The organism is Bacillus paranthracis (assembly GCF_001883995.1).
GTDB lineage: Bacteria > Bacillota > Bacilli > Bacillales > Bacillaceae_G > Bacillus_A > Bacillus_A paranthracis.
In genome coordinates this window covers 156,438-182,744 of the sequence record NZ_MACE01000009.1, presented here as the reverse complement: position 1 = coordinate 182,744, position 26,307 = coordinate 156,438, and the positions used below count along the sequence as shown (strand labels likewise).

Here is a 26,307-nt window from a genome sequence, read left to right as displayed (position 1 = left end):
TGCAACGAGTTCTGGCGTCGTAATCGCACCCGCCATACCGGCTTGAATGATGGGATACTTAATTTGTAATGTATCTATGACTCGACTTGTAAACATTGTTTCTCCTCCTATTCTCTTTATACCTTCTTTATTTGACAAACTTTTCCCTTCTTTTACAAGGGTTGAACTTCCTATGAAGCGAATATATTGAAAGTGAAGGAGGCTGAAAACAATGATACATCCAAATGCATTACAACAAGGTGATACAGTAATGATTATTGCACCGTCCGGCCCACCAACAATTGAAAATGTATTAAAAGGTGTAACTGTACTACAAGAAATGGGTTTATCTGTAGTAATCGGGAAGAGTGTTTCTGAGAAATATGGATATTTAGCTGGAAGGGATCAAATCCGGCTTGATGATATACATGAAGCATTTTCAAATCATGAGGTAAAGGCCGTTTTCTGTGCACGAGGTGGTTACGGTAGCGCTCGTCTCCTCCCTCACATTCAATATGAAATCATTCGGCAAAACCCTAAAATCTTTTGGGGATATAGCGATATTACAGCTTTACATACTGCCTTTTCACGTTATGCAAAGCTTATTACTTTTCATGGCCCAATGGTTGAAGAATTAGGGAAAGGGGTAGATTCTCTTTCTTTATCTTCTTTCAACCAACTATTTCATCCGTATTCAACCATCTTATCTGCTTCAGAATGTATCGTACCTAGCTCTTCCCGTACAGTTACAGGTCAGTTAGTTGGAGGCAATTTAGCGGTGTTAACGAGTATCATTGGCTCCTCCTACGAGATAAATACAGCCAATAAACTTTTATTGCTTGAAGACATTGGGGAAGAACCGTATCGCGTTGACCGTATGTTAAATCAGCTACTTTTATCTGGAAAGTTTCATGAATGTAGTGGTGTTATTTTTACAAGTTGTCATGACTGCACTCCTTCTAAACCATCTCAATCATTGCAAACAATACTATATGAATATTTCACTTCATATGCTATACCTGTCCTATTCGGTTTACCGATTGGACATATAAGCCCAAACATCGGAATCCCTCTTGGAGCTACAGCGACAATAAATACAAATAATAAAACACTCTCTATTTCTTCTGGCATAGCCACTCCGTGTTCAAATTAAAAAGGAAAAGCAATTCAGCTTTTCCTTTTATCCCGCTTTAATGGGCAGTAAGACCCCCACATCAAAATTCAGCGAAAGTAAAGAAGTTAGGTGGGGGTCGGGCTGCCCATTAAAGCCCGATTGGTTCAACTAATAATCAGTGGGGGATGAAGAAAACCCCCACTGATTAAAGCTTCACTTTATTTATAATAGTTAAAAATTCGTCCAGATGCGATATCTGCAATTTCTTCTGGAATAAATGTTTTACTTATATCAGTACCGACATTTAATACTGCTGTAGCATCTTTCTCAATGCTACCAAATAATTCTTTCCCACGTATCGTAATAAGGGGTGTTCCTTCTGGCAATACATCTTTCACAAATTCCATTTGTGTAAAGAACGGAACGATCCATCTACCCTCTCCTTGGAAATGACGCAAACGAAGTATCCCTTCTGTTGCACCTTCCTCTGCTTCTAATGAGCCAGCAACATAAAACTCAGTAGATAAGAGCAATTCATAAAATTCCTTTTGCTTTTGTTTGTCATCCCCTGCTACAACAAGTACTTCTTCTATTCTCTTTATCGGAATTTGCTCCATACGATGCCACCCCTATTTTTAAAATGATTGTACTTAGATTATACGAAATATTCTTATTTTTTTCTACATAATTCGCAATTATTTTCTTAAAATAATTTCAATACTTCTTTTGTCGTCATAATTGTAGCAAACTCTTCATGTAAATTTACAAGTGTCATATTATGAATATCTTCTGCACTATACTCTTTACCATCTAGACCATTACGGTTAAAAGTAGCCGTCGCATCACTCACTAAATATGTTTTAAATCCTAAATTCCCTGCCATTCGTGTCGTAGTCTCCACACAATGATTTGTCGTTAATCCTACAATCACTACTGCATTACATTTGTTCTCTCTTAATTGCTCTTCTAAATTTGTCCCAATGAATGCGCTATTAACAGATTTTTGAATAACCACTTCACCTGGTAGTGGTTGCAACTCTTCTTTAAAGTTGACTGTTTCCGCTCCCTCATAAAACATCGACTGATCATTTTCTTTATTTACATGTTGAATATGAAAAACTGGTCGTTTCCTTTTTCTCCATTCTGCTAACAAAATTCTCATATTTTCTTCAGCAAAAAGATTATTTCTCTCACCCCAGTATGGTAATTGAAACGCCTTTTGTACATCAATTATAATAAGTGCTATTTGATTATTCATCATTTTCTCCTTCTTTCGGCTGTAATTGAAATAGAAAACCAAATTGTTGTGACGCAGTAATAAAACAAATATACGCACAAAGCTCTACAATTTCTTTTTCCGTCCAGTATTGTTTCAATACATGAAACATATTATCATCTATCGCCTTTTTGTCATGAATAAATGTATGCGCAAAAGTAACTGCTACACCAATTTCTTCTACCTTTTGCATATCATCAGGCCTTCCCTTCGCCATACAGTACGGGCATTCATTCCCATACGCTAATGTTCTTCTCACTTGCTCCTTTAACTCTGCTGAAAGAGTTCCTTTATTGTATAATGTATTTTCTAATGTACTCCACGAATGTAATATTTCCGGATTATGACCTAATAACCTTTGAAACTTTGTATCTCCTACATTTGATAATGAAATTCTCTCCATTATTTTTCCTCCTATTCCCTTCAGTTTTATTGTAAAATAAATAAAGTTCTCTTTACATTTCATATGAATCTTAATTTATATTTTTCCTTTACAAAAATTATCATTTTACTGGAGGTATATTTACACATGCAACTAGATCGTGTTGATCGAAAAATTTTAAATGAATTATATAATGATAGTCGCCTTTCCATGCGTGAATTGGCGAAACGAGTAAACTTATCTGCTCCGTCTACTGCAGAACGTGTTCGTAAGCTCGAAAGTGAAGGCGTTATCCAAAAATACACAATCGATATCGATTATAAAAAAGCAGGACTTGTTTTAGACTGTATTTTAGAAATCACTTTAAAAAACGGTGATACAACGCGTATGCAACAGTTTATTCAGTCTTATCCGTCCGCAAGTTTTTGTTACCGCGTAACAGGAAGCTTATGCTACATTGTAAAAATTTCTGTTCCTTCACTCGTTGAACTTGAAGAATTTATTAATGATGTTTCTTCATATGCAACGACTGTTTCTCATATCGTATTATCAGAAATATCTCTTACTCCTGATATTGAACATATCTTTCCAGAAGATTAATTAATTTTTATTCATAAAATATATAAAAACCCCTTACAATAAGAATAAAAATAATATATTATGTATTAAAATACATAAAGTTCGAGAAAGGGGCTTTACATTGAAAATCTGGTTTTATGAAAAAACGGCACAATTAGATGACTTGCTTGGCATTTGGGACAATGTTCCGACTATCCCTCGAATTGGTGAAAAAGTTGAGATTTTAAAAGCAGTCCGCACTGTTACAGATATTAAATATGTAAAGAACGGCAATAATTTTCGTGTGGAAATTATTACAAAGTAAAAAGTAGCTCACAAGGAGCTACTTTTTACTTATCTATCATGCGCTTTCTTTATAACGATTTTATCGTCTTCTACAGATACTGTTACATAATCATTTTCTTCTAACCCGAGCTTATTTACAGCCTCATCTGGTAGCTCTACAGCCATCAATCTATCTGTTACAATCACTTGACTATACACTTCATTTTCTTGTGATGCACTCACTACTTTTTCCTCATTTATGAAGCGCACTGGTGGCACACCCACTTCTTTTACCGTACGCCATTGTTTCCAAACGTAAGGAATTAACCAAAGTAATCCAACAACTGTAAGACCGATACCGATCCATAAATTACTTTGCGCTTGTAATTCAGGAATTGAAATTGCGCTACTCTCTTCTCCGCCAACAAATTGCATACTTGTTGCAATTAAATTATTTAGAGCGTGTACAGCGATATTCGTCCATATATTTTGTGTCTTTATGTATAAAAGACACATAACAACACCAAACATGAACGCACCAATAACATCAAAATGTCCTAAGCCAAAAATAATAGAAGATATAATGACAGCTTTTTTAATCCCCCATTTATAAGCCATTCGCTGTAAAAAGAAGCCCCTAAAAATAACCTCTTCCATAATTGGTGCTAATACACATGCTGAAACGAAAGTAAATATCGTCATATATATGTTACTCGTATTAATAACATTTCCGTCTTCTAACATAGTAACTAAGAAATTCGGTAACGTATGTGCTAATATGTAAAATTGAATATGAGATATACCGACTGAAAAAATCATTCCCATTATCGTTGCTAATACAATTAATCCCCACGGTAAACGTCCTGGCTTATCAAAAAAACTATTAAATACAACATTATTTTTATTGGTTTTTACGTATAACCAAAATAACGGAAATACAAAAAACACAGTTATTTGTGAAATAACCTCCGTTGTATTCTCAGAAACATTTGATAGACCTAATGGGATCATCGTAAGGAACAGCCCTATGATCATCCATCCAAAAAAGCTACGTAGCCTTATACGTGAAAATGCATAGTGCATATAGAACACCTCCAAAGTTAGTAAAAGTAAATGGGCGGATAACTACATTATAATATGAATATAGTTGAACTCTTCCTATTTTTCTCAATTACTTTCAAACAACATATCTATTAAAATACTATATTACTGCTCTTCAAGTTGCACTACCTGAGCAAGTTATGTAATAAAAATCCCCGTTTTTACAAGCGGGGATTTCTTTTATTATAATACGTCACGTTTTTGGAATAATGCACTTGATGCTACAAGCAATACAACAAAGTATGCAGCTACAAGTAATAATGAAGTTGTAAACGTAAATTCTGTGAATGTAGGTTCTACTCCGCCACTAATTAATTTATTGCCATCGTAAGCTCTTAAATCCAAATGGAAGAATACTATAAACTTCGCTACGCCTTTTGCAAACATCATTAATACCATATTAATTGCTCCTTGTAAGAAGAACAGGAACATCGTAATAATTAATGGTAATACAGATTTTCTAAATACGTTTGCTAAGAAAAATGCAAGCGTCGCAAAGAAGAGCGGTGAAAGTACTTGATATAAGGTAGATTTCATTACGATTCCTAACGTTAATTCTGTTTTACTACCATCCATTACAATTAATCCAATAATCATAGCAATTAACGTACTAGCAAATATGATAAATACTATAGTAAGTAACACTGTAATATATTTAGAGAATAAAACTGTCATTCGTTTTCTTGGACGGATTAATAACTGCTTAATTGTACCTTTTTGGAACTCATCCGTAATCATACGCGAAGCAATCGTAATGCCAAAAATTGTTGCAAACAAAGTAATTAAACCAATCTCTGAACTTGCAAAATCTAAATAGGATCCTTTAAATTCACTTCCATCTCCCCATTTCAGCATCGCTAAAACTCCCAAAATCTCCAATACTGCAATAACACCAATTAAAATATACATTCCTTTTTTCGCATGCAGCTTTAAAAATTCATTTTGAATTAATTTAAACATTACGCTTTCACTCCCCCTGTAATCGCTAAGAACTCATCCTCTAACGTTTTATTTTGAACAGTAACTCCGTATACAAGCACATCGTCATTCACAAGTTTCTTTACAAGTTGCGGAATTTCTTCTTTCGTTACAGATACTACAATGACATTTCCTTGCGCCTTACCTTTAATGATTTCATTTGCTTTCTGTACTTGATCTACTTCAAACGCTACAACTACTGTCTCATCATGTTTTGCTTGTTCATGTAAGTTGTACTCTTGTACAAACTCACCTTGCTTAATAATAACGACGCGATCACACATGAGTTCAATTTCACTTAATAAGTGACTTGATACGATTACAGCAATATTCTCTTCTTTCGCTAGACGTTGTAAATAATCACGAATTTGGCGAATACCAGCTGGATCTAATCCATTTGTTGGCTCATCTAAAATTAAAATTTTCGGCTGATGTAGTAATGCCTGTGCAATTCCTAAACGCTGTTTCATACCAAGTGAATATGTTTTCACCTTTTTATGAATCGCATGCTCTAATTCAACCAGTTTTACAATTTCAGCAATGCGCTCTTTACTAATTGGTGTAATTGCCATGTTCGCAAAATGCTTTAAGTTTTGCATTCCTGTCATATAATCATATAGTTCAGGATTTTCTACAATCGCTCCAATTTTCTCTAGCGCCTTTTCACGCTCCGTGCGAATACTATGACCGCAAATTGTAATATCACCCTCTGTCATTGAAATAAGACCTGTCATCATACGGATCGTCGTTGTCTTACCGCTACCGTTTGGTCCAAGGAACCCGTATACTTCCCCTTCACGAACTTCAAATGATAAACCACGAATAATTTCCGTTCCACCAATTTTTTTTCGAACATTCTCTAATTTTACTACTACGTTTCCCAATGCTGATTCCTCCTTTAGACTTCTAGTTTTTTATCGATTATATAAGCAATTACATATACGATTAGAGCACTAACAATCACCATAAAACTTATATTAAAAATGTTTAATCCATTTTCTTGAAACATATCAATAAATAGACCTTTACTTTCACTACGATATTCTTCTCTTCGCAATCCTTGGAAAGCTGGGGCTAATTTCCCTAGCAATGTTGTCACTAAAGTAATCGCTATACTTACAATTAGAGAAATAATAACAATTAATATTTTTTGTATCTTTTTCTTCTTAGTAAGCAATTTAACCAGAGTAACTACTAAGAAAATTTGTAACACCGCAAATAAAAATTCAAACAAATCACTCATTGTATATATTAAATTCTTTACTATACCTACTTGCATAATTTCTTGTGCATCTATATATACATACGTCGTAGGAAATGCTAATACATAACCTACATAGAAAAGAATTCCACATATGCCATAACATATAGCCATTACAATAAAAAAGAAGGTGAGGATAGAAAAAACATATTGTTTCCCAGATATCGCCGCAACCCGTAACAATGGATTTGTTAGTAAACGTGAACATGACTTCATCGTTTGTAAAAACATATACAACACATAAAACATGAAGATCATAATAATAAATCCGAATATCGCTTCTTGTTTCACAACAGCTGTCTCACTCTTTTTTACAATCATTTGTGAAAATAAAATCGCTTCAATTAACACAAAAATTAAAAAAGTAACAATATATTTTTTCTTATTCACATTCCATAAATAAGAAAGTAACGACTTCACTTACTAAACACCTCCTTAAACAATTCATGAACTGCTTTTCCTCTCTGAAAACGAAGGTCTTCTACATTCTCATATAGTACAATTTCTCCATCTTTTAAAAAGATCACTTCATCAAAGATATTTTCAATTTCATTTATTAGATGAGTGGAAATTAACATTGTACAATCTTCTCTATAAAATTGTAATATTAAATCTAATACATGTTCTCTAGAAACGAGGTCAATCCCTCCAAGCGGCTCATCTAGTACATATAATTTCGCCCTCCGAGAAAACGTTAAAATGATTTGAAGTTTTTCAACCATCCCTTTTGATAATGCTGTAATTCTCTCTTCCAGTGGTATTTTAAATTCTACTATCGTATCTACCGCTTTTTGAATATCAAAGTCTTTATAAAAGTCTCGGTAGAAAAACAAAGAATCTTTTACAGTCATCCACTCATCAAATACTGACTTATCAGACATAAAAGAAACAATTTCTTTCGTTTCTAATCCTACCTTTTTACCAGCTACTGTAATACTACCTTGCGATGGATGCTGCAGACCAGCAATCATTTTCAATAACGTCGTTTTCCCGCTCCCGTTATCTCCAACAAGTCCAACAATTTTTCCTTCGGTAATCTCTATGTTTAATTCACGAATCACTGCTTTTAATCCGTATCTCTTCCATAAGTTTTCTATTTTTAATAGCTCTGTCATTCGCTCTCCTCCCTTTTCTCATGTAATGAAGAACGAAGGATTGTAAGAATTTCTTCTTCTGAAAAACCTAAATTGTCCATTCCATCTATAAAAGAATGAAGTAATTCTTTCGCCATCTCTTTTCGCAGCTCCATAATTTTCTCCCCTTCATTCGTTACATATCGTCCCATTCCCCTACGTGTTACAACAACCCCATCTCGTTCTAGCTCTTGAAATGTACGCTGGATCGTATTTGGATTTACTTGTAATTCACTCGCTAATTCACGTACAGAGGGAATTTTATCACCAGGCAATAAATGTCCTGTTACGATTTCTTTTTTTATGTATTCCATTACCTGAATGTAAATTGGTGTATTTGGAGAAAACTCTATTTTCATTTCTTCCCTCCTTTTGTATCGGTGTACTAGTTAAATAATACACCGATACAAAAGGATTGTAAATACCCATTTACTTACAAAAAAATTCTATCCGTTAGCTGGATAGAATTTTTCAACAGAAATCGTTATATGAAAATAATAGTGTTATGTAAACAAAACCATAAAGAAAAGCTGTCTTATCAATGAATAAGACAGCTTTTCTTTATGATCATATATTAAAAATTAAACACGAAGTCATCATCAGATAACTTTTCAACGTTCGTCGCTTTTACGTAACCATTTCCTTTTACAGAGAAGAAATCATGGTTTTTCGTATCTGTACGCAAACCATTTAAAACGATTGGGTTAATTTCTTCTTCTTCAAACTTTGGCTCAAGTCCTAAGTTCATAAGTCCTTTATTCGCATTGTAACGAACGAAACGATTTACATCCTCTACAAGGCCAATAGAAGTGTAAATTTCTTCTGTGTATGCCATTTCAATTTCATATAGTTCCATTAATAACTCTTGCGTTTCTTTTTGCACTTCTTGTTGATCTTCTGCAGAAAGTTCCGCGAAGATTTGTTGTGCTAAAATACCGACGAATACGCCGTGAATTGACTCATCCTTTACCTTCACATAGATTCGCTACTCCTATGCCGTTTATACAGCTTACAGTTTCCTGTAAGAAGAGACTATATCATCTACCTTCTCAGGTAGCCCTCCATTTCGATTTAAGGGATTCTCACCCACCGCTTGGCCCTACTCCTATTGCGGAATTTCACCGCCATTGGGATAGTCGTTGAACGTTCCTTTATCTACGTATCGCACCCACCACTGTTTATACAGCTTTCGGTGTCTGATACGGCTTCCTGTGCCGCTCGATAACCCATGTTTTCTTTCAATGGATGCATTTGATTCACCGGCTTGTAACATCTGAACAATGTCCAAAAACATTTCAAGAGTAACACGTCCCCTTGTTTTCAGTTGGTGCTCAGATTTTACCGGAATATAATTTCGCACTTTTTCCCAAAGATGTTTAAAACGTTTCTTATGTCGAATTAAAGACACATAATTAGGATGAAGATTATATATTTCAGCAATTTCTGGGTTTGTCTTGCCGTCCTTTAATAATTCTACAATCTCAAAAAATTGCGCATCTGTAATTTTGGATTGTGGATTTTTTTCACCTATAACACGTTGTCTTTTCTTTTCTAATTGTTCTTCAGTGAATTTAATTCCACCCAATCCTTCTCCACCTAAAGTTAAATTATAGCCATTATTATAAGAATCATACTGCCAAATATACTGTTGTTCAATCTCACTCAATTCTTCCAATGAACATTCTATCTCCTCTAGAACTCCATATTCTAAGGTGAATTCATATTTACAGTATGCTGCTTGTAAATACCTATTATAATGTGTGCCACTCTTTAACATCCACATATGTTCCTTAATTCGTTTTAAATTCGAAACTTGCACATCTTTACCAATATAATACTTCCCATTGATTTTCAAATAGTAAATTCCGTACATGTTATCGCTAGATAAAGGCTTCGCTGCTGATTGCCCTATCAGCTATTCTCCTTTCCATCCATTGATAGTTAGAGAATAACCTGAATGTATGTATTCATCAATAATATAACAGATAAATTTACAATAGGGGTTCCCAGCAATTAAAAGGGTTTTTCAATTGGTATCTCTACCAAAAGCCGCTATTAGTTAACGGATAATAAGGTTAATAATCTCACCACTTGCTGTTAGTTTTCCTTGACCAGCTAAGTAAAGTGGATAGAAGAATCCACTATAGAATAGGTAACTTTCTAAGAACACACTTGCTACCATTGCCATGTATAACTCTTTTTTCGTTACTTCAGGCTTTAATAAACGACGATAGTAACTTGTAATAATACCAGCCTTTTTCTCAAGTAACGGATGGTTGTCTACCCATTCGAAAATATCATCGATTTCTTCTTCAGTAGCTAACGTTGTGAAAATATGACTGTAACTCTTCGCATGTACTTCTTCCATAGCACCCATGAAAGCTAATACACTTTTTGCTTGTAAATTTTCAAGATGAACAAGTACAAGAGGCATTCCTTCGCCACCTTGTTTCGTATCTAAAAGTGTTAAACCACCTAATACACGCTTATAAGCAATTTGCTCTTCTTTCGATAATTGCACCCAAGTATTTTTGTCAGACGAAACCGCAATTTCTTCTTCTGTCCAAAACTGAGCGATGTTTTGCTTCCAAAACATTAAACTGAAATCGTCTTCTTTTTTATTCCAGTTAACAGCGCGCATTGAATCACCCCTATATCTATTATTGTTCTACTGAACGGTTAAATTTCCATCTAATAATGAAAAGCTAACCGTTTAGTAGAACAAACCAAGTATGAGCAGGGTTCATAACCCTGCTCATACTTTTGGGTTATTCATTTAGTATGGCAATATGCCATTAAACGGTACAAGCCACACACTCTTCCACGCTTAATTTACGTGTTCTCGTATAATACAGACTCTTTAAGCCTTTTTTATGTGCATAGATGTAGTAACGTGCTAATTCACGTGTTGAAATATCACTATTAACGTAAAGAATTGTACTAATACCTTGGTCAATATGTTCTTGAATTTCTGCGATTAAATCAATTAATTTAAACTGATTCATATCGTAAGAAGATTTATAGTACCAGAACGTATCTTTTGATAAATACGGCATTGGATAATATGTTGTCGCATTCGCATACGTTCTTGATTCGATTTGACTTACGATCGGCATTACGCTTGAAGTTGCATTTTGAACGTAACTGATTGATTGCGTAGGAGCGATAGCAAGACGATATGAGTTATATAAACCATTCTTCTGTACTTGCTCTTTTAAACTTGTCCAATCTTCTTTTGTTGGAATATGAATTCCTTCAAATAATTGCTGAACTTTTTCAGTTACTGGACTGTAATCTGTCGTTTCATACTTTTCAAAGTATGTGCCATTCGCATAATCAGATTTATCGAAGTCTTTAAATGTCTCGCCTTTTTCTTTAGCGATTTCCATACTTTTCTCAATAGAGTAGTAATTTAACATCATAAAGAATGTACGAGCGAATTCTTTCGCTTCTGCACTTTCATAAGCGATTTTATTTTTTGCTAAATATCCGTGTAAGTTCATTGCGCCAAGCCCTACTGAATGAAGCTCATCATTAGCTTTTTTCACAGTTGGTGCATTCGGAATAATCGTCATATCAGAAACAGCTGTTAAAGCTTCCATTCCCGCATGAACCGCTTCACGAATTTCTTTGTTTTCCATTACATTTACGATATTTAACGATCCTAAGTTACAGTTAATATCACGACGAATAATGTCATCTGTACCGTAATCATTTATTTCAGAAGTTTCTTGAAGCTGGAAGATTTCTGTCTCGAATGTTCAACCGAGTTCGCTACTCCTCAGTCCGTTGCTCATGCAACTGCTGTATGTCACCATACAGGACAGACTATATCATCACCTACAGCATTACCTGATTAGGTGCTCCGCTTTTCGAACGCCAATCGCTTGCGCTCTACTCCCATAAGGGATAGTCGTTAGGCTTTTACTTATCTTAATCTTTCAGAAAGTCTCTTATTACTTTATGTTGTCCCATAACTCTGCTATACAAAATAATAAGATACATTCTGAACTTTTATATTTTCATTCTAAGATAAGATTTAGCACGGTAGGTTACCTCAAATTTGAGGCTTTCCCCGTTTAACGGAGTTTTCGACTAGCATTTCTACTAGAAGGTGCTACATATTTAACACAAGTTCGACATCTTCACAGTTCCAATATCCTTCAGTGGATGTTGATTATTTGCATTTGATTTAAACATTAAGTACGGATAACCCGACTCAAGCTGAATCATAGCAATTTTAATAAGCATATCACGCGCACTAATATCTAGCGGCTTCTTCTTCACTTTCGGATTGCTCATTAATTCATCGTACATTTCATCGATATCAATATCATCTAAATGCTTTCCGTATTCTTTATACACCGTATAAGGCGCGAAAACATGGAAAGGTTCGTTTTTCTCAGCAAGCTCAAAGAACTTACTTGGAACGATAATTCCGATTGATAGAGACTGAATACGGCTCTTCTCATCGGCATTTATTTTTTTCGTATCAAGGAATTCAATAATATCCCAATGGAAAATGTTTAAGTATACTGCGCCAGCACCTTTTCGTTGGCCAAGCTGATTCGCATATGAAAACGAATCTTCAAGTAACTTCATAACAGGTACTACACCACTTGCAGCGTTGTCGATACCTTTAATTTGCTCACCGCGTGCGCGTAGCTTAGATAAGTTTAAAGCTACTCCTCCGCCGATTTTTGATAATTGCATTGCAGTATTAATGTTAAAGCCGATTGAATTTAAGCTATCATCCATCTCTAACAAGAAACAAGACACCATTTCTCCTCTTCTGCTTCTTCCCGCATTTAAAAAGGTTGGTGTCGCTGGTTGGTAGTTTTGTTTGACAATCATGCTTGCGAATTGTTTTGCCTTCGCAACATCACCGCGTCCTAAGTATAATGACACAATTGCTACACGATCTTCATAGCTTTCTAAGTATTGTTTTTGATCATTTGTTTTTAACGCATAATCTTTGTAGAACTTAGATGCTGCCATATAAGATTGGAACTCGAAGTTTTCACCATAAGCGATGTTATATACCTCTTCTACTTCCTCCAAGTTATACTCGTCCAGAACGTTGTAATAGTAATCATGTTCTTTCATATACTCCATTCGCTCTGCCACGCTATTAAAATGAACGGTATTCTCTCTAGCTTCTTCCATAAAGACTTCTAATGCCTCTTTATCTTTATGAAGCTGATAAAAACCGTCCTGCATTTGCGTGATTTCATTATTCAGTTCAATGTGTCGCAATCTCCCGCACCCTTTCCTTAAAATATTCTACATCGTTATTTGTTCCTGATAACTCAAATTTTGATACAATAGGCACTTCATATTTAGCAGAAATTTTGTCAGCACTTGCACCGAACATGTCTCCCCAGTTACGATTGCCGCTTGCAGATACGCCTTTTAATTTTTCATTATTGCGCTCTAAAAATTCTAAAACACGTTCTGGTACATTGCCAAAACCTGTTGTATACGTAATTAAAATAAAGTCTTCATCTATTACTAGATCTTCACCAATTTGAACGGCCGGCATATTTAATTTGTGGATGAAACGCTTCACGTTTCCTGTCATAGAATCATATGCAACTAACATTTCCGACCCTCCCTTTTCAATCTATACTCTCTGTATGTTGTTTCTTGATTTCTCTATATATTGTATTACGTTTCAAAATAAGACACAAGATATATGTATAAATTCTTTCTTTTTTTTAACTTTTACTTTTCGACAAGACCGTCGATTTTTTTCAATACAATGACTATGAAACAACATTCTAAAACTCATGTCAATAAAGTGCTTTTCAAAAAAGTTGTCAACGAATTTAACCTTATTTTAAAAAAAGTTAACAATATATTTTGTCATAAAACGGCAAATGCTGGAGGAATATATTTCTCCAGCATCACGCAAAAAAGAACAGACATGAAACGATAATCTGTTCTAAAAAACGATTACATTTATCAACTTTACTTTATTAAATATTATACATATACTTTCGATTCGCGTTACATACTAAAAGATAACTATTATAGAAAAAGATTATTATTATGGAAATTCAACTTATTTATGAAAAGATTATGCAGAGTGCTCAATACGCAAAATATCTTTTACAAATATATGATGTGGATTTTCATCTTTATCAATCATTGTACATACAGGAGCTTCTTCATCAAAGTACACAATCATTCCTTCAACGTACTGACATGTATGTTGAACTTGTACAGTTACTTTAATTTCTACAGCCTCTTCATATGCTCTTTTTATTTTCTGAAGCATTTTTGTCGAACACTTTCTTTTCTCTGGATACATGACCATTCCCATAAATCGGTTGCCGGCTCTATCTTTCCACATATAATCCCAATGCGGTAATATGCCTTGTTTAAAATCGCCCATAAGTCTCCTCCCTATATTCTTCTAGTTACGAACGTGGCGTTTCTGAGTATGTATAAATGACTTGTCCGCCGCGCTGTGCGTTACCAATGAAATGTTTAAAGTCTTCTCGATTTACTAAAACTTCTCTGAACGTATAAAATACATCTTTCGTAACAACATACTCCTTTATTTCACCATTTTTCAGCTGATCCAAAATTGTATTTGCTAATTCTTTATCCATGTATTTCACCTCTATGCAATATTTTATTTTAACTTATATTCTATAGGTCAACAACTGTAAAATTATCCAGATGCTATACCTTCATTTCATTTTCATTATTTTTCAAAAGATATCTCTTAATTATATGTCCACTAAATATCATATACTAACATAGCTACTTCTCTATATCAAACATTTCGACATTCAATTATGCAAAGTTTCACACCGCTATGCTACAATATATGAATAGAACTAGGAGGGATACTATGATTCGGAAAGCAAAAAAGACAGATGCGAAACTGGTAGCACCTTTATTGTATAACGCTCTGCACGAAATTGCTGAAAAAATCACAGGTAGCACAGTTGAGACAGAAGTATTACTAGGACTTGAAACATGGTTCTCAAAAGAGAAAAATCGACTGAGCTATGAAAACTGTTTTGTATATGAACAAGACGGGGATGCAGTTGGAGTTATTGTCGCTTATCACGGTAGTGAAGCAACAATGCTTGATGCACCAATCGTACATCACTTAAGAGAATTACATAAAGATGAATCGATTACGTTAGAAAAAGAAGCCGAGCTTGATGAATATTACATTGATACTTTATCCGTTTCAAGTGTATATGGCGGAAAAGGAATTGGTTCTAAATTAATTGAAGCTGCTGAAATACATGCAACTGAAAAGGAGTATGAAAAAATCGCATTACTTGTTAATTTAGAAAACAAACGTGCCTATTCACTATACGAAAAACTAGGTTATAAAAAAGATCAAATCGTTATGCTTGTAGGCGAACCTTATGCACATCTCGTAAAACCATTAAACATCAAAATTTCTGTATCTTAAAAAAAGCACACGATTTATATAAATCGTGTGCTTTTATATTAAATTCGTATTTAATACATTTCCATTCATCGCCTCATGAAACGTATATGTTGTACATCCCCATGGCTCTCTGTGCAAGATAGGAGAACCAGACCACCCCATCGCTCTCAGTTCGGCACCAATCATTCCATTCATATAATTATGACCTACAAGAGCAATACTTCCATGTACGAGAGCGTAACGGTGTAATACGTAAGCCGCCTGCTTTGCCCTTTCTCTTGCTTCCTTATAAGACTCAACATCTTTATGGTAACCAAGTATCCATAATGTTCGTCCGATAAACATCCATACGTTAGGCTTGCATTTTATCCATTTCGGAGCATAAAAGCTCGTGGGAACTGCAGCTTCTCTAAAGAGAGGATTTTGTATAAACGATAAAGAATCCATTAATTCAGCTGCTGACTGTACAGCACACCGTTGATCACTTGATACAATCAATTTTGCTGCCTCAACCACTTCTCTTGTTTCCATTGGTATAGGTGCTTTTTCTGTTATAGTATGTAAGTCATATCCTTTCATCCATTCATGAAAGGATGTAACCGTCATTGGTTCTATAGTACGATTTAAGCGACCATGACGAATAAAAGAAATCTTCATTCTTTCCACTCTCCATTCATCACTTACGAACTCTATTATGTACTATTTTTACATATCATACCACGCAAAAAAAGAAAGTTATACACCTTTACATATCCCCGCCACTCTCATGTGTGACCCCAGCATGTATACCATCCATCCCATCAAAATATGTAGTCGTTTCATGATGACGAATCTTTTTTAAATGTATATAAGAAAATACAAATAAAATTAATGCTATAACACTCCCCACAAATTCAAACATCATTTTACCGCCTCTAATTTCTCCCACTTTAATAGGTTATTGTATTTCTTTATTATAACTCTATATAAAGATTTTTTCATTTCTCCTATTTTTTCTCAAAAAACATGGCTTTTCTACATATTTTCTTACAAAAAGTGAATATTTTTCGAATTTTTACTTTGAAAACATTTACAAAACAGGAAACATAGTTCAAAATAAAGGAAAATAAAAAATCCCAAATTATTCTTTTTTGGAAAAACTGTAACAAGGAGAGTTGCTTATGCAGATCGCAGAAACTGGAGATATCATTGAATTTAAAGGTGGAATGCAAGGCCGTGTTCAAAAAGTAAATCAAAACTCTGTTATTGTAGATATAACAATTATGGAGAATTTTAGAGAACTAGATATGGAACCTCTTACAGTTGTTAGTCATAAAAACTATACTGTCATTAATCAAAATGCATAATATAATAGAAAGAAAGGATCTGTATAACATACAGATCCTTTCTTTCTATTATATATTAACGATTATCAATTGTTTCTGGATATAAATCATGGTTCATCATGCGGTAGTCAGCCATTTTTTCATACTTCGTTCCTGGGCGACCGTAGTTACAGTAAGGATCAATTGAAATCCCTCCACGTGGTGTGAATTTACCCCATACCTCGATGTAACGTGGATCCATTAATTTAATTAAGTCATTCATAATAACGTTCATACAATCTTCGTGGAAGTCACCATGATTGCGGAAACTAAATAAATATAGTTTTAAAGATTTACTCTCTACCATTCTTTGTTCTGGAATGTAGCTAATATAAATTGTCGCAAAATCTGGTTGGCCTGTTTTCGGACATAAGCTTGTAAATTCAGGACAATTGAATTTTACAAAATAATCACGGTTTGGATGATTATTATCAAAAACCTCTAAAATTTCTGGGCTATATTCAAATAAATATTTTGTATTTTGATTTCCTAATAATGTTACATCTTTTAAATCTTCATCTAATCTTCCTGCCATTTTAAACATCCCTTCTCATTATACTCCGCGTTTATTTCCCCATACTAACGCATGAAGCTGCGGCAATACTTTTGCATTATTCATTTCTTTGCAGTTAACCGCTTTTTCAATAAGCCACTCATACTTATCTAATAGCTTTTTAATCAACATCGCATCATCCACAGTTTTTGTATCATCATTTCCTACTTGTAAGAAAAATGGTACATCTGGATAACGTTCGTGCATCTTAACTGCATACTCAAAATCATAATCGTCAAATACTACTACCTTTAAGCTAATATCTTTTCCTGCTAGCTTCTGAATTACATCATCTAACTTCTGAAAATCAGTATTCATCGTCGAGCTTGGCGGCTTCGGAGAAATCGTTATTTCATCAATTTCAAGTAACCAATCTTGCCATTTGCTCCCTTGCGTTTCGATTGCCGTTCGCATTCCATTCTCTTTTAATATAGAAAGAAGAAACTCAATATTTTTCAACAATACCGGATTTCCACCTGAAATCGTAACATGAGAAAAATTTTCGCCGCCAATTTCTACAAGCTCATTCCAAACGTCTTCTGCTGTCATCTGTCTAATTTGATCTTTAGCCGATCCATCCCACGTAAAAGCAGAATCACACCAAGCGCAGCTATAATCACAGCCAGCTGTACGGATAAACATCGTCTTTTGTCCTACAACCATTCCTTCACCTTGAATAGTCGGACCAAATATTTCTAAGACAGGGATTTTACTCATCGAGCATCCACTCCCGTCTTACTTCTGCATAACTAGTCGGAGTCTCAAATAGACGAACAAATTCAACACGAGCTCCTTTATATTCATTCACACGATTATCTTTTGTTAACGCTTCTGCCATCTTTTCATAAATCCAAACGACCATATTTTCAGCAGTTGTATTCATCGCTGGTAACGTTTCGTTTAAATAACGATGATCTAAATAAATTTCTATTTCATTCTTCCAAATTTCTTTTATATCTCCAAAGTCAATTGCAAGACCGATTTCATTTACATATCCACTAATCCCAAATACAACTTTATATGTGTGACCATGTAAGTTTTTACATTTCCCTTCATAACAGTGTAAATGGTGTGCTGCATCAAATGTAAATTCCTTGCTGACCATTACTCGTTTATTATGATATTTGAGCTGTTTACGCTGAATATCCTTGTCCATTTTTTGCAAATTTTCTACGATGCGAAATCCAAAGAAATTATCCATTAGTTACTCGCTCCTTCGCGTTCTTGTAGGTACGTATCTAATCCTGCTTTACGAAGTTGACATGCTGGACATTCACCGCAACCATCACCAATGATTCCGTTATAACATGTTAATGTTTTTTCTCGAACAAACTCGAATGCTCCAAGTTCATCTGATAATTTCCATGTTTCCGCTTTATCAATCCACATAAGTGGTGTATGAATCACAAACGGATAATCCATGGATAAATTTAAAGTAACGTTTAACGATTTCACAAACACGTCACGGCAATCTGGATAACCACTAAAATCAGTTTCACATACACCCGTTACAATATGACGTGCTCCAACTTGTTTTGCTAATACAGCAGCAAATGATAAGAATAGTAAATTTCGTCCATCTACAAACGTCGATGGTAATTCCCCTTCTTCATGTGTAATCTCCATATCCGTTCTCGTTAACGCATTTGGAGCAAGTTGATTTAATAGACTCATATCTAGTACTGTATGTTTAATTCCTAGCTCTTTTGCAATTTCCGCTGCACAATCAATTTCTAACTTATGACGTTGATTGTAATTAAACGTTACAGCCTCTACTTCTGCAAACTGCTCCATTGCCCAAAATAAACATGTCGTACTATCTTGTCCTCCACTAAAAACAACAACTGCCTTTTCTTTTTTCATTTCACTCATTCTCCTTCTCTACTACGAATAAGAAGAAAGAACGTTCTTGAACTGTCACAATAAAAAAACAAAACAATACCTAAAGATATTGTTGTTTCCATAGTTTTTTATAGAGGGAGTTCGCGAACCTCTCCCGTGCATTGCACGGAATTCCTTCTTTCATTGACAAAGCTTATTGTAACATATTGTATACTACCAGAAAAAATTTCTGATTTTTCCGCTATTTCTCATTTCATTTCTTTCATTTTATAGTATGATTAATTTACTATAAGAAGAGAGGAGGCATCCCACTGAAATCCTTTATTATTTATCTCTTTCTAAATATATTATTCATCCTTGTTACAATGCTCGTATACCATTTATTTTGGAATCAAAAAGGGAAACGCTCTCCTAAATTAAATTCAGCTATATTTATTGTATTATGCTGCCTCGTTACTATACTATGTATCACTTTCGCAGCAAAAACAAATTATGGATTTCAATTTGATATGCGTCATATCGTATTAGTTGTCGGTACATTAACCGGAGGTCCTATTGCTGGTGGATCAATATTAGTTGTATTAAATATATATCGCTTCTTATTAGGAGGAATAGGTGTTTTCCCATCGCTTATCGGTTCTATCCTTCTATTTATTGTTCTACTATTTACATATAAATTTTTCAATCGAACTTCTAATCGTATAAAAATAATACTCGCTATTATATACAGTCTCACATACGGATTGAGTTGGATACCTTTCTTCCTTTCAAAGGTTACAAATAAGACTGATTATATACCACATATTATTGTGTATGAGTTATGTACGATACTTGGTACGATTCTTATTTTATATTTACTACACATATTACAAACTCAAGTTCGTCTCCAAAACGAACTTATGAATGCTGAAAAATTTCATTTAATTGGCGAAATGGCAGCGTCCATCTCTCATGAGATTCGCAATCCGTTAACTTCAACAAAAGGATTTTTACAACTTTTGCAGTCAGGTACATGCACTGAGCAAGAGCGAAAATTATATATTGACATAGCCATCAACGGAATCGAACAAGCAAATCACGTTCTTACAGATTATTTAACCTTTGCAAAACCAAGTATTGAAAAAGAACAAACATTACAGTTAGAAGAAGAACTACTGCATGCATTATCGTTAATTACACCGCTTGCTAATTTAACAAATGTGCGTACACATTATATAAAGCAAAGTACTTCTTTTTTTATCGCGGGAGAAAAACAAAAACTAAATCAATGTTTGTTAAATATTTTAAAAAACTGCATTGAGGCCATGCCAAAAGGCGGTGATCTTTATTTCACATTAGTTCCTGATCATAAGCATATTCAATTATATATAAAAGATACAGGAGTTGGTATGGATCAAGAACAAGTAAAACGTCTTGGATCCCCTTTCTATTCAACAAAAGAAAAAGGTACTGGTCTTGGAATGATGGTCGTATTCAGTGTTGTGCAAGCTATGAACGGAAAAATTGATATTATAAGTGAAAAAGGTACAGGTACAACTTTCTTATTAACTTTTCCACTCATACAAAAAACGTGATGAAATACTCATCACGTTTTTTCTGTTCCTTCAACTAATTCAGCAAAAGCTTTCACTTTTCCATGTGGTTTTTGATTTTCTTTACGTGCTTTCCAAGCGCGCTCTTCTTCTTTCTTTTTATTGGACATACTTTTCAACTCCTTCTTTTCTTTCTCTCTGTAGTATTCCAAAATAAGAAGAAAAACTATGCACATATGAAAAAGAAGTGGTCTCCCACTTCTTCCTAATTATCGCTGTAAAATTGCGTGTTTCGCTTCTTTTAACTGCGTAAGATGTCTTTGTTCATGCAAATCAAGAAATTGAACCCACTGATATAAATTCAGATCATTAAAAACAGGATGCTTTAACCCATTTTCAAATAGGTCTTTTTCATCTATAACGCTATGAAGCGCATGTAATAGTTCTTGTCGTGAATGTTCTAGTAATTGGATTCCTTGCTGTTTTTTCATTAGCGTTTCTGTTGGTTTCATTTGCTGAGGAGCTTCTCGTTTATGTGTGCGATCCAGCGTAAGTTGGAGGTCTTTAAATGGAGTCGTGTTTCTTTCATTTTTTTGTAAGGCATATACAAGGGCAGACGTGACAGATTGTTCAACTAAATGCAAGTGATGCAAAATTTGAATAATACTCCATTTATCACGACGTGGCTTTACATTCACTTCTGTATCATTTAACATTTCAATTTCTGACAATAGCGTGCTTCGGGTAGACTGTAATGAGTTCACTAAACTTTCTAAACTCACATCCATATTAGATTGAAGCATACTTCTTTCCCCCCTTTTGTTGGTGAAAAGAGGCGCTCCTTATCAGAAACACCTCTTTAGTATTCTGAATTTTCTTTTATTATCTCATCATTTTCTCATTATGTCGATGTTAAACATGTGAAAAAAAGCGCATGTTTTTTACAATTTTGTGTCGTCAATTGCTTGTAGCCATGCTTCGATTTCTGTAATAACACTTTTCACACAGCCTTCAGCAAATGGCGATGTTAAATTGGCAACCTCTACCAATTCCAAGAATGATTTACTTCCACCTTGTTGGCACAGATTCACATAATCTTCCCACGCCTCTTGTCTATTATCTCTTGCACGTTTCCAAAATTGCAGTGCACAAATTTGCGCTAACGTGTAGTCAATATAGTAGAACGGCGAGCTATAAATATGTCCTTGACGTTGCCAGAATCCACCGCGCTCTAAATAATCATTATCTTCATAATCACGATGCGGTAAATACTTTTTCTCTATATTACGCCATGCTGTCTTACGATCTTCTGGTGATGCTTCAGGGTTTTCATATACATAATGTTGATATTCATCAACAGATACACCATACGGTAAAAACAGAAGTGCTGAACTTAAGTGAGAGAAGTAATATTTATCTGCATCTTCTTCAAAGAATAACTTCATCCATGGCCATGTGAAGAATTCCATACTCATAGAGTGAATTTCACACGCTTCATATGTTGGCCAATTATATTCTGGAATTTCAAATTTACGACTTTCGTATACTTGGAAAGCATGGCCTGCTTCATGTGTTAATACGTCAATATCACCAGACGTTCCGTTAAAATTCGAGAAGATAAACGGCGCTTTATAATTCTCAATATATGTACAATATCCACCGCCAGCTTTTCCTTTTTTCGCAACTAAATCTAATAAATCATTATCTAACATGAAATTGAAAAATTCATCTGTTTCAGCCGATAACTCTTTATACATCGTTTTTCCATGATTAACAATCCAATCCGCATCTCCTTTTGGAGTTGGGTTACCTGTAGGGAATTCAAAGTTTTCGTCGTAATATGCTAACTTCTCTACACCGATACGTGCTTGTTGACGTTTTCTCAATTCCGTTGTAACGGGAACGATATAATCTAGCACTTGCTGACGATAATTTGCTACCATTTCCGCATTATAATCTGTACGATACATTCTTGCATATCCAAGTTCAACAAAGTTTTTGAAACCTAAAGATTTGGCGATTTTCGTTCTCACTTTAACAAGCTCGTCATAAATACGATCTAACTCTTCTTCATTCTCAGCTAAAAATCCGTAATACGCCTCACTTGCTGCTTTACGTTCACTTCTCTCTTTCCCTTGCATAAATGGAATAAGCTGTGATAAAGTTCTTTCTTCTCCTGCAAAATTAATTTTTGCAGATGCTAATAATTGTGTATATTGTGAAGACAATTTATTCTCTAATTGTAAATCCTTCACGACTTCATCAGAATATGTTTTTAAATCACACTCCGCAAGAGCAAATAATTGCTTTCCATAATACGCTTCTAATTCTTCACGGAATGGAGAATGAATTAACGCATTATAATATTTTGTACCATATCCTTGTACAACTGGAGAGAATTCATCAAAGAAATCTTGCTCTTTCTTATAAAAAGCATCTGTTGTATCAACAGAATGACGAATGTAACAAAGATTCCCCATTGTACCAAAATCGTTACGAATTTCGTTAATTGAATGAATGACTTGTTTTTGTTCCTCTACAGTTTTTGCGTTATCAAACCTCTCTAAAGCAGCTGTAAACTTCTCTTTTAATTCTTCAATATTTGGCCTTTTATATTCATAGTCTTTAAATGACATGAACGAGCCTCCTCTCCATTAAATGCATCCTTTACTATAATTCAATACTTACTTCCAAATCTCCTCTTATTCTTCAACAAAATACGGCATATACTGCCATCATTACATGTAAACAAAAAAGCTTTGGATTTCTTTATCCAAAGCTCCTTTGGAACATATTATTACTTTTCATACTTTCCAATCTTTTTTAATAGATCCAGTAATTCTTCCTTTTCCTCTTTCGTTAACATTTCAAAAGACTGATGAATAACTTGCTCATGCCCTGGAAAAATAGAAGAAATAAAGTTCTCTCCAGATTCAGTTAATTGTGCATAAATAACACGTCGGTCATTCGGGCATGGAATTCTCTTTACTAATCCCTTTTTCTCTAACTTATCTACAACATATGTAATGCTGCCACTAGCTATTAAAATACGCTCACCAATTTGCTGAAGTGGTTGACCGCCTTTATGATATAGCAGTTCTAATACAGCAAACTCAGTTGGATTTAAACCGTTACTTTGTATAGACTTATTTGTCGTATCCATAACAGAACGATGTACACGAGATAATGCAATAAATACTTTTAAAGATTGAGAAATATCTTCTCGTTCATTATTTGATGTCATACAACTTTCAACCCTTCACTTAAATTCTCAATAATAAAAAGAACAAAATAGTACTTCATATAAATTCCGAATGAGTATTCACTCATTCATTATCTCTCCCCAAATATATTATGAATGATTCTTGAATAAAAACATGACAATTTTAACATAGTTTATATATAATGATAATAAAAAAGAAGGAGTACCAAATTTGAAATTCAAATTCCACAGCATAGTTTTATATATATTGCTTGTTATCCTACCAACAACAGGGATTGGTGCTACATTTTATTCATATCATTCGTATAAAATGAAACAAGAAAATAAACAAGTTGCCCATACGGTTCTCTTTTTATATAGAGACTATTTAGATCACCACCTTGGCGAAGCAATTTCTGCCCTAGAAATGCTCGCAAAGGTCGTAGGAACCGAGACTGGAAATATTAATGGGATGAAAGAAATTGTACATGATACAGATGGAAACGATGCACGTTTTTCTGGTCTATATTACGCTACACCAGAAGGTATCATTACAATCGCATCGGAAGGTGACCGACCACCTGTTGATGTCTCAGATCGTAAATATATTCAAAACGCATTACAAACTAAGAAAACAACTGTATCATCCGTCATTACAGATCGTGTTCTTGGCCATCAAGCTATTATGATTGCTTCCCCCATTTTTAATAAACAGAAGGAGCTCTCAGGCTTATTGTTAGCAAGTTTACGCTTTGACTACATTTCATCATCTTTAAATGCCATTAAGCCACAATACCATTTTGAAGTAACTGATAAGTATAATGTAGTTTTTCTAACCGATGATAATAACGAAACAAGTGATGCACATTCTAATATGCTTACTACTCCACTCCAAAGATTAGATTGGAAGGTCTCTGTTTCTCCGTTACCTATTCATCAAAAAACTTTAAACCAGTGGGTTGCCGTAGAATGTATAGCTACTTTATTTTTAATGTCAATTTTATTTTTACTCGCTCAATATATGTTGTTAAAACGACAAACAAAACTAGAAAGACAACAAAATGAACTACAAAAAATTGAATTAGTTGGAACTTTTGCAGCTAGTACCGCCCACGAAATCCGTAATCCACTTACCGGAATTAAAGGGCTCGTCGCTCTATTAAAAGAGAAATATAAAGATGAACAAGATCAGTTCTATTTTTCCATCATCGAACAAGAAATAGAACGAATTAATGAAATTGTAAGTGAATTTCTTATTCTGGGAAAGCCAACTGCAATCATTGAACAAACATATGATGTGAGAACCATTCTAAATGAGGTAGCATTAATTATTCAATCTGAGGCGAATCTACATAATATTGTATTCCATTTACATTTGCCAGACCGTCCTGTTCATATCCGATGCTCGAAAGACCATATGAAACAAGTGGTTTTAAACATTACAAAAAATGCAATTGAAGCTATGACTTTTGGCGATACACTAACTATTTTCGTAACAAACAATGAAACACACGCACAATTGCAAATTATAGATACTGGAAAAGGGATTCCAAAACATATTCAAAAACACCTCTTTCATCCGTTCTTTACTAATAAAGATACTGGAACAGGTCTTGGACTTGTCATATGTAAACGAATTATAGAGATGTACAACGGGCATATTTTTATTAACAGTATAGAAAACGAAGGAACGACAGTTCATATCGAAATTCCGTTACACATAGTATAATTATCCTTATCCCTAAAGGGTAATTATACTTATTTCATAAAACCAGCCACAAGCATTCGCCAAAAATTACTTGATTTCCCTTCATACCCAATTTGAAAAATAGGTACCTTTATAATTGATAACCATTTTGGTGTTTGTTTTTCTTTATAACACTGGTACTGTAAAATAAGCTTGTCCAATTCTTGACTAACTTGAATCGTCTCCGTACTATTTAACCCACTCGTTAAACCTAATTGAATCATCTCTTCACGTTTCATATGAATATCACGTGAAAGCTTTTCTAATGTGTACTTCCTTTTTGCAGTAAACATTCATATCCCCCTTATTATACTTCCATGCTCTCTACTTCACTTCTCCATTGAACTTTTAACTGCTTATCATATTTGAATTTGAAGAATCAGAAAATTAAACATTTTCTCCCTGTAATTTACAAATCTTTACCCTCACTTTGAGAATTATTACAAATTATTCTATCTTTGTAAATACATTCGCAATAATAGACAATTTTTTTATCTCCTTTTTTTACAAACACCAATTAAATAGCGGATTCCCTATTTTCCATATACTTTTCTTCGACATTTTTTGTTTAATTTATATA

The 26,307-nt window shown here is 34.3% G+C and carries 32 protein-coding genes, 4 pseudogenes and 1 riboswitch; of the genes and pseudogenes, 7 read left to right on the top strand and 29 right to left on the bottom strand.

Annotated elements, in window-relative coordinates; all coding sequences use genetic code 11:
* Window positions 1-138: pseudogene (locus BAQ46_RS31000) on the bottom strand (nitronate monooxygenase); the annotation flags it as partial.
* A gap of 73 nt (window positions 139-211) precedes the next feature.
* Here BAQ46_RS31000 and BAQ46_RS03320 point away from each other — a divergent pair.
* On the top strand, window positions 212-1,132 hold the full coding sequence (locus BAQ46_RS03320) for a S66 peptidase family protein (RefSeq protein WP_071741616.1): 921 nt from the start codon (window positions 212-214) through the stop codon (window positions 1,130-1,132).
* Between the two features lie 179 nt (window positions 1,133-1,311).
* On the opposite strand, the gene BAQ46_RS03315 is transcribed toward BAQ46_RS03320, so the two are convergent.
* From BAQ46_RS03315 to BAQ46_RS03305, 3 genes are all read right to left on the bottom strand, one after another.
* A complete protein-coding gene (locus tag BAQ46_RS03315; RefSeq protein ID WP_071741615.1) occupies window positions 1,312-1,710 on the bottom strand; it encodes an SseB family protein in 399 nt (132 codons plus the stop codon).
* Window positions 1,711-1,796: 86 nt separating this feature from the next.
* Complete coding sequence (locus BAQ46_RS03310) at window positions 1,797-2,351, bottom strand: cysteine hydrolase family protein (protein ID WP_001064616.1); 555 nt, start codon at window positions 2,349-2,351, stop codon at window positions 1,797-1,799.
* Entirely contained in the window at window positions 2,344-2,835 is a 492-nt protein-coding gene (locus BAQ46_RS03305; RefSeq protein ID WP_001997023.1) for a carboxymuconolactone decarboxylase family protein, read from the bottom strand. The genes BAQ46_RS03310 and BAQ46_RS03305 overlap by 8 nt, the downstream gene beginning before the upstream one ends.
* Window positions 2,836-2,898: 63 nt before the next feature.
* On the opposite strand from BAQ46_RS03305, the gene BAQ46_RS03300 reads away from it, so the two are divergent.
* Window positions 2,899-3,351 carry an Lrp/AsnC family transcriptional regulator gene (locus BAQ46_RS03300; RefSeq protein WP_001175495.1) on the top strand — a complete coding sequence of 151 codons (453 nt, stop codon included), beginning with the start codon at window positions 2,899-2,901 and terminating at the stop codon, window positions 3,349-3,351.
* A 100-nt stretch (window positions 3,352-3,451) separates the two neighbouring features.
* Window positions 3,452-3,634, top strand: a complete 183-nt coding sequence (locus tag BAQ46_RS03295) for a DUF3913 family protein (protein ID WP_000707103.1) — start codon at window positions 3,452-3,454, stop codon at window positions 3,632-3,634.
* Between the two features lie 29 nt (window positions 3,635-3,663).
* On the opposite strand, the gene BAQ46_RS03290 is transcribed toward BAQ46_RS03295, so the two are convergent.
* From BAQ46_RS03290 to BAQ46_RS03220, 14 genes and pseudogenes are all read right to left on the bottom strand, one after another.
* Window positions 3,664-4,677, bottom strand: a complete 1,014-nt coding sequence (locus BAQ46_RS03290) for a CPBP family intramembrane glutamic endopeptidase (RefSeq protein WP_000558795.1) — start codon at window positions 4,675-4,677, stop codon at window positions 3,664-3,666.
* A gap of 201 nt (window positions 4,678-4,878) precedes the next feature.
* On the bottom strand, window positions 4,879-5,655 hold the full coding sequence (locus BAQ46_RS03285; RefSeq protein ID WP_000475445.1) for an ABC transporter permease: 777 nt from the start codon (window positions 5,653-5,655) through the stop codon (window positions 4,879-4,881).
* Window positions 5,655-6,557, bottom strand: coding sequence for an ABC transporter ATP-binding protein (locus BAQ46_RS03280; protein ID WP_071741614.1), 903 nt, complete (start codon window positions 6,555-6,557; stop codon window positions 5,655-5,657). The genes BAQ46_RS03285 and BAQ46_RS03280 overlap by 1 nt, the downstream gene beginning before the upstream one ends.
* A 14-nt stretch (window positions 6,558-6,571) precedes the next feature.
* Window positions 6,572-7,354 (bottom strand): hypothetical protein, encoded by a 783-nt coding sequence (locus BAQ46_RS03275; protein ID WP_000838770.1) that lies wholly within the window; start codon window positions 7,352-7,354, stop codon window positions 6,572-6,574.
* Window positions 7,351-8,049: an ABC transporter ATP-binding protein gene (locus BAQ46_RS03270; RefSeq protein WP_046197214.1), complete on the bottom strand. Its 699-nt coding sequence runs from the start codon at window positions 8,047-8,049 to the stop codon at window positions 7,351-7,353. The genes BAQ46_RS03275 and BAQ46_RS03270 overlap by 4 nt, the downstream gene beginning before the upstream one ends.
* Window positions 8,046-8,426 (bottom strand): GntR family transcriptional regulator, encoded by a 381-nt coding sequence (locus BAQ46_RS03265; RefSeq protein ID WP_000687513.1) that lies wholly within the window; start codon window positions 8,424-8,426, stop codon window positions 8,046-8,048. Before BAQ46_RS03265 ends, BAQ46_RS03270 begins: the two co-directional genes overlap by 4 nt.
* A 215-nt stretch (window positions 8,427-8,641) precedes the next feature.
* Window positions 8,642-9,037: pseudogene (locus BAQ46_RS03260) on the bottom strand (ribonucleotide-diphosphate reductase subunit beta); the annotation flags it as partial.
* 135 nt (window positions 9,038-9,172) lie between these two features.
* The gene (locus tag BAQ46_RS03255) at window positions 9,173-9,940 is read right to left on the bottom strand and encodes a nuclease (RefSeq protein WP_001997017.1); all 768 of its coding nucleotides are present in this window, start codon (window positions 9,938-9,940) and stop codon (window positions 9,173-9,175) included.
* 189 nt (window positions 9,941-10,129) lie between these two features.
* Window positions 10,130-10,708 (bottom strand): annotated as a pseudogene (locus BAQ46_RS03250) (ribonucleotide-diphosphate reductase subunit beta); the annotation flags it as partial.
* Between the two features lie 154 nt (window positions 10,709-10,862).
* Window positions 10,863-11,813, bottom strand: a complete 951-nt coding sequence (locus tag BAQ46_RS03245) for a ribonucleotide reductase large subunit (RefSeq protein WP_074543497.1) — start codon at window positions 11,811-11,813, stop codon at window positions 10,863-10,865.
* 382 nt (window positions 11,814-12,195) lie between these two features.
* Window positions 12,196-13,323: pseudogene (locus tag BAQ46_RS03240) on the bottom strand (ribonucleotide reductase N-terminal alpha domain-containing protein); the annotation flags it as partial.
* Complete coding sequence (gene nrdI, locus BAQ46_RS03235; protein WP_000959450.1) at window positions 13,310-13,669, bottom strand: class Ib ribonucleoside-diphosphate reductase assembly flavoprotein NrdI; 360 nt, start codon at window positions 13,667-13,669, stop codon at window positions 13,310-13,312. The gene nrdI and the pseudogene BAQ46_RS03240, both read right to left, overlap by 14 nt.
* Window positions 13,670-14,146: 477 nt before the next feature.
* Window positions 14,147-14,464 carry a hypothetical protein gene (locus BAQ46_RS03225; RefSeq protein WP_000502211.1) on the bottom strand — a complete coding sequence of 106 codons (318 nt, stop codon included), beginning with the start codon at window positions 14,462-14,464 and terminating at the stop codon, window positions 14,147-14,149.
* Between the two features lie 25 nt (window positions 14,465-14,489).
* Entirely contained in the window at window positions 14,490-14,684 is a 195-nt protein-coding gene (locus BAQ46_RS03220; RefSeq protein ID WP_000356683.1) for a hypothetical protein, read from the bottom strand.
* 245 nt (window positions 14,685-14,929) lie between these two features.
* On the opposite strand from BAQ46_RS03220, the gene BAQ46_RS03215 reads away from it, so the two are divergent.
* A complete protein-coding gene (locus BAQ46_RS03215; RefSeq protein WP_071741613.1) occupies window positions 14,930-15,508 on the top strand; it encodes a GNAT family N-acetyltransferase in 579 nt (192 codons plus the stop codon).
* A gap of 33 nt (window positions 15,509-15,541) precedes the next feature.
* On the opposite strand, the gene BAQ46_RS03210 is transcribed toward BAQ46_RS03215, so the two are convergent.
* A complete protein-coding gene (locus tag BAQ46_RS03210) occupies window positions 15,542-16,144 on the bottom strand; it encodes a histidine phosphatase family protein (RefSeq protein WP_071741612.1) in 603 nt (200 codons plus the stop codon).
* Between the two features lie 88 nt (window positions 16,145-16,232).
* Window positions 16,233-16,415, bottom strand: coding sequence for a hypothetical protein (locus BAQ46_RS03205; protein WP_001997014.1), 183 nt, complete (start codon window positions 16,413-16,415; stop codon window positions 16,233-16,235).
* A 232-nt stretch (window positions 16,416-16,647) separates the two neighbouring features.
* Here BAQ46_RS03205 and BAQ46_RS03195 point away from each other — a divergent pair, with 232 nt between their 5' ends.
* Window positions 16,648-16,833 (top strand): YkvS family protein, encoded by a 186-nt coding sequence (locus BAQ46_RS03195; RefSeq protein ID WP_001165081.1) that lies wholly within the window; start codon window positions 16,648-16,650, stop codon window positions 16,831-16,833.
* A gap of 55 nt (window positions 16,834-16,888) precedes the next feature.
* On the opposite strand, the gene queF is transcribed toward BAQ46_RS03195, so the two are convergent.
* Genes queF through queC form a run of 4 tightly spaced genes read right to left on the bottom strand, consistent with a single transcriptional unit; the run spans window position 16,889 to window position 19,267 of the window.
* Entirely contained in the window at window positions 16,889-17,386 is a 498-nt protein-coding gene (queF, locus tag BAQ46_RS03190; protein ID WP_064476718.1) for a preQ(1) synthase, read from the bottom strand.
* Between the two features lie 18 nt (window positions 17,387-17,404).
* Entirely contained in the window at window positions 17,405-18,121 is a 717-nt protein-coding gene (gene queE / locus BAQ46_RS03185; RefSeq protein ID WP_000036283.1) for a 7-carboxy-7-deazaguanine synthase QueE, read from the bottom strand.
* Window positions 18,114-18,605 (bottom strand): 6-carboxytetrahydropterin synthase QueD, encoded by a 492-nt coding sequence (queD, locus tag BAQ46_RS03180; RefSeq protein ID WP_000368413.1) that lies wholly within the window; start codon window positions 18,603-18,605, stop codon window positions 18,114-18,116. Before queD ends, queE begins: the two co-directional genes overlap by 8 nt.
* On the bottom strand, window positions 18,605-19,267 hold the full coding sequence (gene queC / locus BAQ46_RS03175; protein ID WP_000711607.1) for a 7-cyano-7-deazaguanine synthase QueC: 663 nt from the start codon (window positions 19,265-19,267) through the stop codon (window positions 18,605-18,607). The genes queD and queC overlap by 1 nt, the downstream gene beginning before the upstream one ends.
* Before the next feature lie 93 nt (window positions 19,268-19,360).
* Window positions 19,361-19,404, bottom strand: a riboswitch (PreQ1 riboswitch).
* A gap of 207 nt (window positions 19,405-19,611) precedes the next feature.
* On the opposite strand from queC, the gene kinB reads away from it, so the two are divergent.
* Window positions 19,612-20,820, top strand: a complete 1,209-nt coding sequence (gene kinB, locus BAQ46_RS03170) for a sporulation sensor histidine kinase KinB (RefSeq protein ID WP_001993722.1) — start codon at window positions 19,612-19,614, stop codon at window positions 20,818-20,820.
* A gap of 11 nt (window positions 20,821-20,831) precedes the next feature.
* Here the strand turns inward: kinB and BAQ46_RS30995 are convergent, their stop codons facing one another.
* The 4 genes from BAQ46_RS30995 to BAQ46_RS03150 all read right to left on the bottom strand — a co-directional run bounded on the left by BAQ46_RS30995 (window position 20,832) and on the right by BAQ46_RS03150 (window position 24,022).
* Window positions 20,832-20,948 (bottom strand): DUF6254 family protein, encoded by a 117-nt coding sequence (locus tag BAQ46_RS30995; protein ID WP_000066280.1) that lies wholly within the window; start codon window positions 20,946-20,948, stop codon window positions 20,832-20,834.
* A 99-nt stretch (window positions 20,949-21,047) separates the two neighbouring features.
* Window positions 21,048-21,581, bottom strand: coding sequence for a DinB family protein (locus BAQ46_RS03160; RefSeq protein ID WP_000941973.1), 534 nt, complete (start codon window positions 21,579-21,581; stop codon window positions 21,048-21,050).
* A gap of 138 nt (window positions 21,582-21,719) precedes the next feature.
* Complete coding sequence (locus BAQ46_RS03155) at window positions 21,720-23,414, bottom strand: M3 family oligoendopeptidase (protein ID WP_000008565.1); 1,695 nt, start codon at window positions 23,412-23,414, stop codon at window positions 21,720-21,722.
* A gap of 161 nt (window positions 23,415-23,575) precedes the next feature.
* Window positions 23,576-24,022, bottom strand: coding sequence for a MarR family winged helix-turn-helix transcriptional regulator (locus BAQ46_RS03150; protein WP_000203342.1), 447 nt, complete (start codon window positions 24,020-24,022; stop codon window positions 23,576-23,578).
* A gap of 190 nt (window positions 24,023-24,212) precedes the next feature.
* Between BAQ46_RS03150 and BAQ46_RS03145 the strand changes: the two genes are divergently transcribed.
* Window positions 24,213-25,709, top strand: a complete 1,497-nt coding sequence (locus BAQ46_RS03145; protein ID WP_071741611.1) for a DUF3149 domain-containing protein — start codon at window positions 24,213-24,215, stop codon at window positions 25,707-25,709.
* A 29-nt stretch (window positions 25,710-25,738) separates the two neighbouring features.
* Here BAQ46_RS03145 and BAQ46_RS03140 read toward each other — a convergent pair whose 3' ends face one another.
* Entirely contained in the window at window positions 25,739-26,020 is a 282-nt protein-coding gene (locus tag BAQ46_RS03140) for an aspartyl-phosphate phosphatase Spo0E family protein (RefSeq protein WP_000493391.1), read from the bottom strand.
* Window positions 26,021-26,307: the final 287 nt, after the last annotated feature.